The 9,175-nt window shown below is 70.5% G+C and carries 12 protein-coding genes and 1 pseudogene; 7 read left to right on the top strand and 6 right to left on the bottom strand.

Annotation, left to right across the window (positions count from 1 at the left end):
• The coding region (locus EDF27_RS17010; protein ID WP_132050129.1) for an integrase core domain-containing protein at positions 1-100 on the top strand (100 nt) is incomplete at its 5' end.
• Positions 101-106: 6 nt separating this feature from the next.
• Here the strand turns inward: EDF27_RS17010 and EDF27_RS17005 are convergent.
• From EDF27_RS17005 to EDF27_RS19975, 3 genes and pseudogenes are all read right to left on the bottom strand, one after another.
• Positions 107-1,090, bottom strand: a complete 984-nt coding sequence (locus EDF27_RS17005; RefSeq protein WP_132050126.1) for an SURF1 family protein — start codon at positions 1,088-1,090, stop codon at positions 107-109.
• A gap of 98 nt (positions 1,091-1,188) precedes the next feature.
• A pseudogene (locus tag EDF27_RS17000) lies at positions 1,189-1,395 on the bottom strand (hypothetical protein); the annotation flags it as partial.
• Entirely contained in the window at positions 1,395-1,823 is a 429-nt protein-coding gene (locus EDF27_RS19975) for a DUF3099 domain-containing protein (RefSeq protein ID WP_123653499.1), read from the bottom strand. The pseudogene EDF27_RS17000 and the gene EDF27_RS19975, both read right to left, overlap by 1 nt.
• Before the next feature lie 175 nt (positions 1,824-1,998).
• On the opposite strand from EDF27_RS19975, the gene fabG reads away from it, so the two are divergent.
• Positions 1,999-2,712, top strand: a complete 714-nt coding sequence (gene fabG / locus EDF27_RS16990; protein WP_123653498.1) for a 3-oxoacyl-ACP reductase FabG — start codon at positions 1,999-2,001, stop codon at positions 2,710-2,712.
• A gap of 68 nt (positions 2,713-2,780) precedes the next feature.
• On the opposite strand, the gene serB is transcribed toward fabG, so the two are convergent.
• Together serB and EDF27_RS16980 are read right to left on the bottom strand one after the other, a co-directional pair.
• Positions 2,781-3,419, bottom strand: coding sequence for a phosphoserine phosphatase SerB (serB, locus tag EDF27_RS16985; protein ID WP_132050124.1), 639 nt, complete (start codon positions 3,417-3,419; stop codon positions 2,781-2,783).
• Positions 3,420-3,494: 75 nt separating this feature from the next.
• On the bottom strand, positions 3,495-4,736 hold the full coding sequence (locus tag EDF27_RS16980) for a glucose-1-phosphate adenylyltransferase (RefSeq protein WP_123653496.1): 1,242 nt from the start codon (positions 4,734-4,736) through the stop codon (positions 3,495-3,497).
• Positions 4,737-4,783: 47 nt separating this feature from the next.
• On the opposite strand from EDF27_RS16980, the gene glgA reads away from it, so the two are divergent.
• From glgA to EDF27_RS16955, 5 genes are all read left to right on the top strand, one after another.
• The gene (glgA, locus tag EDF27_RS16975) at positions 4,784-5,980 is read left to right on the top strand and encodes a glycogen synthase (RefSeq protein ID WP_123653495.1); all 1,197 of its coding nucleotides are present in this window, start codon (positions 4,784-4,786) and stop codon (positions 5,978-5,980) included.
• Positions 5,981-6,091: 111 nt separating this feature from the next.
• The gene (locus EDF27_RS16970) at positions 6,092-6,457 is read left to right on the top strand and encodes a helix-turn-helix domain-containing protein (RefSeq protein ID WP_132050122.1); all 366 of its coding nucleotides are present in this window, start codon (positions 6,092-6,094) and stop codon (positions 6,455-6,457) included.
• 32 nt (positions 6,458-6,489) lie between these two features.
• A complete protein-coding gene (locus EDF27_RS16965) occupies positions 6,490-6,978 on the top strand; it encodes an SRPBCC domain-containing protein (protein ID WP_123653493.1) in 489 nt (162 codons plus the stop codon).
• 50 nt (positions 6,979-7,028) lie between these two features.
• On the top strand, positions 7,029-7,811 hold the full coding sequence (locus EDF27_RS16960; RefSeq protein ID WP_123653492.1) for an ABC transporter ATP-binding protein: 783 nt from the start codon (positions 7,029-7,031) through the stop codon (positions 7,809-7,811).
• A 114-nt stretch (positions 7,812-7,925) separates the two neighbouring features.
• Entirely contained in the window at positions 7,926-8,174 is a 249-nt protein-coding gene (locus EDF27_RS16955) for a type B 50S ribosomal protein L31 (protein WP_123653491.1), read from the top strand.
• 220 nt (positions 8,175-8,394) lie between these two features.
• On the opposite strand, the gene EDF27_RS16950 is transcribed toward EDF27_RS16955, so the two are convergent.
• Positions 8,395-9,141 (bottom strand): 3'-5' exonuclease, encoded by a 747-nt coding sequence (locus EDF27_RS16950; RefSeq protein ID WP_132050120.1) that lies wholly within the window; start codon positions 9,139-9,141, stop codon positions 8,395-8,397.
• Positions 9,142-9,175: the final 34 nt, after the last annotated feature.

The following is a 9,175-nucleotide window of genomic DNA, read 5'->3' as shown; positions in this document are numbered from 1 at the left end:
GGACTGGCTGCATCACTACAATCACCACCGACCACACACCGGCCTCGGCGGCCAAACCCCATCAGATCGCGTTCATAACCTCACGGGGAACTACACCTAGGCCGCGTCAGCGCCGGCGCGTGGACTCGAGGAGCTCGTCCTCGATGTCGGCGTCCGTCTTCGGGCGGGCGTCCTTGCGGCGCTGCCGCTCGAGGGCGCGCTCGCGCTCTTCCGGGTCGTCCTGGTTGAGGTTCCGGTACTCCTGCACCATCAGGTACGTCAGGAACCCGAAGCCCCCCGCGGCGAACATGAACCACTGGATGAAGTAGCTCAGGTGCAGCCCGGTGTCCGCGCTCGGGCGGTCCCAGCCGAGCGGCCGGGCTTGGGTCGGGGCCGGGTTCTCGGACGCGAGCTGTCCGTAGGCGCCGGTCCAGATCGGCGGGTCGACCTTCTTCGCGACGTCGCTGAGCGTGACCGACTGCACCTGGTCGGTGTGTGCGGGGTCGGTGCGGCCGGGGATCCGCGGTTCGGTCTGCTGCAGCCGGGCGATGACCGTGACCTGGCCGGAGGGCGGCGCGGGGATGCTGTCCGGAGCGTCCTGCCGGTTCCCGGTGGGCACCCAGCCGCGGTCGACGACGAAGGCGCGGCCGTCGGCGGTGACGAGGGGCGTCAGGACCTCGAAGCCGGGCTGCCCGTTGTGGACGCGGTTCCGGACGAGGAGCTGGTCGTCGGTGTCGTACCGGCCGGTGACGCTGACGCGGAGCCAGGTCTGGTCGTCGTTCCAGCTCGAGGCACGGGGGAGCGCCTGGTCGATGGCCACCGGGGTGTGGTCGTAGTTCTGCGAGACCTGGAGGTTCTCCCGCACGGCTTCGTTCCGGCGGTCCCACTGCCACATGCCGAACAGCGCGCAGACGATCGCGAAGGCGACGGCGATCGCGAAGTACCCGAGCCAGCGGCGGCTGCGGACGAAGCCCCACCCGACGAACGGATCGTCCGGGGCGCGTTCGGGGAGCTGGTCGACCGGCACCGCACGACGGGCTTCGTCAGCGGCGCGTCGGAGCCGTTCCGCGTGGCGTCGGCCGTAGCGGGAGCGTGGGTCGAACTCGGTCATCGCTCGTTCGCCGCGCGCCGCTCACCGACGTCGTTCTTCGGTGTGTCGTCGTGCTGCTTGGCGTCGTCGAGGTGGTCGACGTCCTCGTCGATGCCGGTCACGCGGACCGGGAACGTCCGGGAGCGGAGGTACCCGGCGAGGAAGTCGCGGTGCTCGTCGCAGGCGGCCCAGATCTTCACGCGGTCGATCGCGTGGATGCGCGGGTTCCGCCAGTTGACGCGCCAGCTGGCCGAGGTGGAGCACCCGGCGCGGGAGCAGACGGGCGTCGAGCCCGGCTCGGTGACGAGGTCGAAGGTGGCGCCCATCAGCGGTGCCCCCAGACGCGGGAGCGGTCGCCGTTGCGCTGCCATTCTTCCTGCGCGTGCTGCGCGCCCTGACGGAGACGCTCCTGCTCGTCGCGGTAGGCCTGCGCGCGGGCGTCTTCCTGCTGTTCGCGGAGTCGCGGGTCGTAGTCGGCCGCGCGCACCACGGCCCCGGCCGGCGCGACGTAGTCGGACTCGGTGTGGCTGCCGGCGTTCGCGATCACGACCGCGATCCACGGGATGATGCCAGCGAGGACGATCGGGATGAGGGCGAGCCAGGGGCTGTGCCAGACCGTGTAGACGAGGACGGCCCCGACGAAGAGGATCACGCGCACCGCCATCTGCCAGATGTACCGCGACAGACGGTGCTTCCGGTCGATCTGCGGTGTCTCCGGAAGGGCCGTGATGGCCTGCGTCGTGCGTCGCGTCATGTGTCGCGTCGTCTTCATGCGTTTCGATCTCCGTCTTCCCTGTCCCAAGCCTAAGCCCGCCCACCGACACTTGGCCGCATCATCCGGTCCGCGTCCGCACCGGTAGGCTCGTGCGGGCGTGTCGGGGCTGCGGTCCCTCCCGCGCGCCCGCGAGCACCCACCGAACGGAGCCACCATGACCACCCCCCGTACCGTCCTCATCACCGGCGGCAACCGCGGCATCGGCCACGCGCTGGCGACGCGCTTCATCGAGGCCGGGCACCGTGTCGCCGTCACCTCACGGAGCGGCGACGGCGGACCCGATGGTGCGCTCACGGTGCAGGCGGACATCACGGACTCGGCCTCGGTCGACGCGGCGTTCACCCGGGTGGAGGCCGAGCTCGGCCCGATCGAGGTCCTCGTCGCGAACGCCGGCATCACGAACGACGGGCTGCTCCTCCGCATGAGCGAGGAGGACTTCACGAGCGTCATCGACACGAACCTCACGGGGACCTTCCGCGTGGTCAAGCGGGCGACCAAGGGCATGATGCGCGCGAAGTTCGGCCGCATCGTGCTGATGTCGAGCGTCGTCGGTGCCTACGGCCAGGTCGGCCAGGTCAACTACGCCTCGTCCAAGGCGGCACTCGTCGGCATGGCGCGGTCGATCACGCGCGAGCTCGGGTCCCGCGGCATCACGGCGAACGTCGTCGCGCCCGGGTTCATCCAGACCGACATGACGGCCGCGCTCCCGGAGGAACTGCAGGCCGAGTTCAAGAAGCAGATCCCGGCCGGGCGCTACGGCACCGTGGACGACGTCGCGGACGCCACGCTGTTCCTGGCGAGCGACGGAGCCGGGTACGTCTCCGGCGCGGTCATCCCCGTCGACGGTGGCCTCGGGATGGGCCACTAGACGCCAGCGCGCCGCCGCCGGGCTGCCGGGGCCGCCGGTCGCCTGTGCGAGCGCGGCCGCGGCGCGCGTCAGCCGCGCAGGCCGAGCGCCGCGAGCACCGGGGACAGGTCCCGGTCCACGACGACGACGTCGGCGGACTCCCGCACGCGCGGCTTCGCGTCGAACGCCACCGACAGCGCGGCGACCCGCATCATCTCCAGGTCGTTCGCCCCGTCGCCGATCGCGATCGTCCGCGTGAGCGGCACACCGTCCGTGGATGCCCACGCCCGGAGCGCCGCGGCCTTCGCGTGCGCGTCCACGACGACGCCGAGCACCCGCCCGGTCAGCACGCCGTCGGCGACCTCGAGCCGGTTCGCCTGGCAGTGGTCCAGCCCGAGCGACGCCGCGAACGGGTCGAGCACCTCGTGGAACCCGCCGGACACGACCCCGACGGTGCCACCGGCCGCGTGCACGCCGCGGACCAGTTCCGCCGCGCCCCGCGTCACACGGACCGACTCCCGTGCACGCGCGAAGACGTCGGCCTGGAGGCCCGCAAGGGTCGCGACACGCTCCCGGAGGCTCTCGGCGAAGTCGATCTCGCCGCGCATGGCGCGCTCCGTGACCGCCTGCACCTGTGGTCGGGTCCCGGCGGCGTCGGCGAGGAGCTCGATGACCTCGTCCTCGAGCAGGGTGGAGTCGGCATCGAGGACGACGAGGAAGCGCGGCACGTCACAACGGTAACGGTGCCGCGCCTCCTGTGACGTCGAGCGTCGAGCGTCGGGGCGGTCGGGCGTCGGCAGCCGTCAGGCCTCGACGCGCACGCCCTTGCCCACGACGGTGATCCCGGACTCGGTGACGGTGAACCCGCGGGCCTCGTCGGCTTCGCGGTCGATGCCGACCTGGGCACCCGGCGCGATCACCACGTCCTTGTCGAGGATCGCCCGGTTCACGACGGACCCGGCACCGATCGACGCCCGCTCGAACACGATCGAGTCGAGGACCTTCGACCCGGAGTCGATCCCGCACCACGGCCCGATGACACTGCGTTCGACGGTGGCCCCGGAGAGCAGGCAGCCGAGCGCGATGATCGAGTCCACGGTGGAGCCGGTGTTCCCGTTCGCATCCCGGACGAACTTCGCCGGCGGCAGGTTCGTCTGCTGGTTGAAGATCGGCCAGTCGGTGTTGTAGAGGTTGAACACCGGCACCGGGGCGATCAGGTCCATGTGGGCGTCGTAGAACGAGTCGATCGTCCCCACGTCGCGCCAGTAGTACTTGTCGCGGTCGTTCGACCCGGGGACCTCGTTGCCCTTCAGGTCGTAGACGCCCGCGTCGCCGCGGTTCACGAAGTCGGGGACGATGTCGCCGCCCATGTCGTGGTTCGACGTCTCGACCTGCCCGTCGCGGAGCACCGCGTCGACCAGGGCATCGGCGTCGAAGACGTAGTTGCCCATCGACGCGAGGATCTCGCCGGGGGAGTCGGCCAGCCCGATGGCGTCCGTCGGCTTCTCGAGGAACGCGTCGATCTTGGTCGGGTCGTCGGCGGCGACCTGGATGACACCGAACTGGTCGGCGAGCCCGATCGGCTGCCGGATCGCCGCGACGGTGGCGCTGCGACCGGAGGCGATGTGCGCCTCGACCATCTGGGAGAAGTCCATCCGGTACACGTGGTCGGCGCCGACGACGACGACGATGTCCGGGCGCTCGTCGCGGAGCAGGTTGAGCGACTGCAGGATCGCGTCGGCCGAGCCGGCGAACCAGCGCTTGCCGAGCCGCTGCTGTGCCGGGACGGACGCCACGTAGGAGCCGAGCAGCCCCTCCATGCGCCAGGTCTCCGCGACGTGGCGGTCGAGGCTGTGCGACTTGTACTGGGTCAGCACGACGATGCGGTTGAGCCCGGAGTTGACCAGGTTCGACAACGCGAAGTCGATGAGGCGGAAGTTGCCACCGAACGGGACGGCTGGCTTGGCACGATCGGCGGTCAGCGGCATGAGGCGCTTTCCTTCGCCCCCCGCGAGGACGATGCCGAATATCTTCTTCGATGGCATGTGGTTCACAGTAGGCGTGCGGACTGGGAACCGGTTACGTTGAACGCGTGCGAGTCGATCTACTGACCAGGGAGTATCCGCCGGAGGTCTACGGCGGTGCTGGCGTCCACGTGGCCGAACTGACCGCGGCCTTGCGCTCGGGGACCGACACGGAGGTGCGCGTCCGTGCCTTCGGTGGGTTCCGCGACGAAGAGGGCGTGTGGGCCTACCGCACCCCCGAGGGGCTCGAGAACGCCAACGGCGCGCTCCAGGCGCTCGGCACCGACGTGCAGATCGCGGCGGACACCGAGGGTGCCGACCTCGTCCACTCGCACACCTGGTACGCCAACGGTGCCGGTCGTCTCGCGCAGCTGACGCAGGGCATCCCGCACGTCGTCACGGCGCACTCCCTCGAGCCGCTCCGCCCGTGGAAGGCCGAGCAGCTCGGCGGCGGGTACCGGCTCTCCAGCTGGCTCGAGCGGGAGTCCTTCGAGCAGGCCGACGCCGTCATCGCGGTGTCCAAGGCCATGCGCGCCGACATCCTCCGCTCGTACCCGTCCATCGACCCGGCGAAGGTGCGGGTCGTCTACAACGGCATCGACGTCGACGAGTGGAAGCCCGACGTGAACGAGGACGCGGTGCGCGCACTCGGGATCGACCCGGAGCGCCCGAGCGTCGTCTTCGTCGGGCGCATCACCCGCCAGAAGGGCCTGCCGTACCTGCTCCGCGCGGTCGCGGCGCTCCCACCCGAGGTCCAGATCGTCCTGTGTGCCGGCGCGCCGGACACCCCGGAGATCATGGCGGAGGTCACCGGCCTCGTCGAGGACCTCCGGAAGGAGCGCGACGGCGTCGTCTGGATCGACCGGATGCTCGCGCACCAGGAGATCGTGCACGTGCTCTCCTCGGGCACCGTCTTCGTCTGCCCGTCGATCTACGAGCCGCTCGGCATCGTGAACCTCGAGGCGATGGCCTGCGGCATCCCCGTCGTCGGCACCGGCACGGGCGGCATCCCCGAGGTCGTCGCCGACGGCCTGACCGGTCGGATCGTCCCGATCGACCAGGCCACCGACGGCACCGGCACGCCGACCGACCCCGACAAGTACGTCGCGGACCTCGCGGCGACCCTCAACGAGGTGCTGTCCGACATCGGTCTCGCCAAGCTGATGGGTCGCGCCGGCCGCCTCCGCGTGGAGACCGAGTTCACGTGGGCCGCGATCGCGACGCGCACGCGCGCCGTCTACGACGAGGTGTTGGCCGCGCGCTGAGCGCACCACGGCCCTGGCACCGACGGGAGGCCCGGGTGACGTCCGCAACGGACGTCACCCGGGCCTCCCGGCCGTTGCGCACGGAACCTGCGCGGCGTAACGTACAACTCGATGGTTGTACGTGATGAGATGGAGGCCGAGGCGGTGGACCGCGTGTTCGCGGCCCTCGCGGACGCGACGCGCCGGGACATCGTCCGGCGCGTCATCGTGCGCGAGCAGTCGGTGTCCTCGCTCGCCGCCGGGTACGCGATGAGCTTCGCGGCCGTGCAGAAGCACGTCGCGGTGCTCGAGCGTGCCGAGCTGGTCCGCAAGGAACGGCGCGGGCGGGAGCAGATCGTCACGAGCGAGATCGGTGGCGTGCAGCGCGCCGATCGTCTGCTGCGGTCCTACGAGGACCTGTGGCGGCACCGGGCCGAGCGGATCACGGAGCTCCTCAGCGACGAGGACCCCGCCGGTCGACCCTCCACCGCTCCCTGAGGGAGCACACCCGACCCCGAGGGGACCGGCACATGAGCACCACCATCGATGCGTCGCACGACGTCGACGCACTCACCATGACCTTCACCGCCGAGTTCGACGCGCCCGTCGAACGCGTCTGGCAGGTGTGGGAGGACCCTCGGCAGCTCGAGCGCTGGTGGGGTCCGCCGACCTGGCCGGCGACGTTCGTGCGGCACTCGCTCGAACCGGGAGCCCGGAGCGACTACTTCATGACCGGGCCAGACGGGTCGAAGGCGCCGGGCTACTGGGTCGTCACCGCGGTCGACCCGCCGCGCTCCCTGACGATCGAGGACGGGTTCGCCGACGAGTCGGGGGAGCCGGACACCTCGATGCCGATCACCACGATGGTGATGACCCTCGAGGACCTCGGCGGGCGCACCAGGATGACGAACACGGCGCACTTCGCGACGGCGGAGCAGCTCGAACAGCTCCTCGAGATGGGGATGCGCGAGGGCATGCTGCTGGCGCTCGGACAGATCGAGGGACTGCTCGCGGAGTGACCCTCGGCGTGTGCCCCGTTTCGGCACGTCCGCTCGCGTAGGGTTGGGGCATGCCCTCGGTTGTGCGCTTGTCAGACGTGTCCGTGGTCCGGAACGGGGCCACCATCCTCGACGGGATCTCGTGGGAGGTGCAGGACGACGAGCGGTGGGTCGTGCTCGGTGCGAACGGTGCCGGCAAGACCACGCTGCTGCAGGTCGCAGGTGCGCAGTCCTTCCCGACCTCGGGAGAGGTCGAGGTGCTCGGGACCGAGCTCGGCGGCGCCGACCTGTTCGAACTGCGGCCCCGCATCGGGTTCGCGTCGACCGCTCTCGCCCGCCGGATCCCGGTGACCGAGAAGGTCATCGACGTCGTCCTCACCGCCGCGTACTCGGTCACGGGTCGCTGGAACGAGGAGTACGACGAGCTCGACGTGCGCCGCGCCCAGCGGGTCCTCGACGAGTGGGGCCTCGGCGCCTTCACCGACCGGACCTTCGGGGAGCTCAGCGACGGCGAGCAGAAGCGCGTGCAGATCGCCCGAGCGGTGATGACCGACCCCGAGATCCTGTTCCTCGACGAGCCCGCCGCGTCGCTCGACCTCGGCGCGCGCGAGAGCCTCGTGCGGACGCTCGGCGGCTACGCGAAGAGCTCCGACTCGCCGGCGATCGTCATCGTGACGCACCACGTCGAGGAGATCCCCGAGGGCTTCACGCACGCCCTGATCCTGGCGGACGGGCACATCCAGGCCGCCGGCCCCATCGACGAGGTCCTCACGGACGCCACGCTGACCGAGGCGTTCGGCATCGACCTCACCGTGACGAAGGACTCCGGGCGCTTCACGGCGCGCGCAGCCTGAGTCCTGCCCCACATCGTGCCTGCCATCTGGTAACGTGGACGGCTGGCGTGAGCCAATGACTTCCGGGGCATCCGCCCCTTCTCTCAACACCGCAACCACCCCCGAGGAATCTCCATGAAGACCGCCATCCACCCCGAGTACCGCGCCATCGTCTTCCGCGACCTGGCTTCCGGTGAGACGTTCCTGACGCGTTCGACCGCGAACAGCGACAAGACCATCGAGCTCGACGGTGCCACCTACCCGGTGATCGACGTCGAGATCTCGTCCGCGTCGCACCCGTTCTACACGGGCAAGCAGCGCATCCTCGACTCGGCCGGTCGCGTCGAGAAGTTCAACCAGCGCTTCAAGGGCTTCAGCAAGTAAGCAGCCTCGCGCTCCACGGGCGGTCCTCCTTCGGGAGGGCCGCCCGTTCGCGTTCCGCGGTCGCGCGCCCGCGTACTCGCGCGCTCGCTCGGTCGCTCGCGCGCGCGCCGCGGTGCGGTTCGGCGTCGCACAAGCAAACCCGGCTCGAACCACGGACGTTCGTGGTTCGAGCCGGGTTCCGTTGTGCGGCGCCGTTCGACACCGCGGATGCGGGGACGCCTCAGTCGGCGGTGCGGTGGGGCCAGCGGCCGTCGGCGGTGAAGGAGGGGTCGCGCTTCTTGCGCATGTACTCCTGGAACGAGACCGCCTGGTCCGCGCACCAGCCGACCTGCTTGCGGTGTAGCTCTTCCGCGGAGACGGTGAGGTCGTCCGGGTACTTCACCGCGATGGCCTGCGCCACACGGCCGGCAGCGATCGCGTCGGCGCCGGCGTCGTGGGCGTCCGAGAGTGTGACGCCGTAGACCTCTGCCGCCGCTTCGAGCGTGCGCTTGCCCTTGCGGTAGGTGTCGAGCGCCTTGTCGATGACCAGCGGGTCGACGACGTTGCCGATCACCGGGGACGCGATGCCGTGCCGCTTGGCTTCCCGGTCGAGCAGCGTGAGGTCGTACGGGGCGTTGTAGATGACGAGCGGGATCCCGCGGGCGAACACCGCCTCGATCGCGGCGACGATCTCCGCCACGACTTCTCCGGCGGGACGCCCCTCGGCCTGGGCGCGCTCGGTGCTGATGCCGTGCACCGCCGAGGCCTGTTCCGGGATCGGCACACCGGGGTCGGCGAGCCATGAGCCCTCGACGATGCTGCGACCCGTCATGTCGATCAGGCCGACGTGCGCGGTGACGATCCGTGCGGTCTCAACGTCGATGCCGGTGGTCTCGAGGTCGAAGACCCCGAGTGCGTGCCACCAGGGCCGGGTCGAGAGGTCCTGCGCCGGCGTCGGCGGGTCGAGCTGTGCTGTCGTGAACGTCACGGTGTCAGGCTAACCGGACGCACCGACACACCCC

The organism is Curtobacterium sp. PhB136 (genome assembly GCF_004346855.1).
In the GTDB taxonomy this organism is placed as follows: Bacteria; Actinomycetota; Actinomycetes; order Actinomycetales; family Microbacteriaceae; genus Curtobacterium.
The sequence above is the reverse complement of the archived record's forward strand: the minus strand, read 5'-3'. Positions and strand labels throughout refer to the sequence as shown.

What these genes read in the sequence shown, in the direction of transcription:
- EDF27_RS16965 (WP_123653493.1), top strand. Translation starts at nt 6,490, where the DNA reads ATGAGCACCACCATCGATGCGTCGCACGACGTCGACGCACTCACCATG.
- EDF27_RS16960 (WP_123653492.1), top strand. Translation starts at nt 7,029, where the DNA reads ATGCCCTCGGTTGTGCGCTTGTCAGACGTGTCCGTGGTCCGGAACGGG.
- EDF27_RS19975 (WP_123653499.1), bottom strand. Translation starts at nt 1,823, where the DNA reads ATGACGCGACGCACGACGCAGGCCATCACGGCCCTTCCGGAGACACCG.
- EDF27_RS16980 (WP_123653496.1), bottom strand. Translation starts at nt 4,736, where the DNA reads ATGCCATCGAAGAAGATATTCGGCATCGTCCTCGCGGGGGGCGAAGGA.
- EDF27_RS16955 (WP_123653491.1), top strand. Translation starts at nt 7,926, where the DNA reads ATGAAGACCGCCATCCACCCCGAGTACCGCGCCATCGTCTTCCGCGAC.
- EDF27_RS16970 (WP_132050122.1), top strand. Translation starts at nt 6,092, where the DNA reads ATGGTTGTACGTGATGAGATGGAGGCCGAGGCGGTGGACCGCGTGTTC.
- fabG (WP_123653498.1), top strand. Translation starts at nt 1,999, where the DNA reads ATGACCACCCCCCGTACCGTCCTCATCACCGGCGGCAACCGCGGCATC.
- EDF27_RS17005 (WP_132050126.1), bottom strand. Translation starts at nt 1,090, where the DNA reads ATGACCGAGTTCGACCCACGCTCCCGCTACGGCCGACGCCACGCGGAA.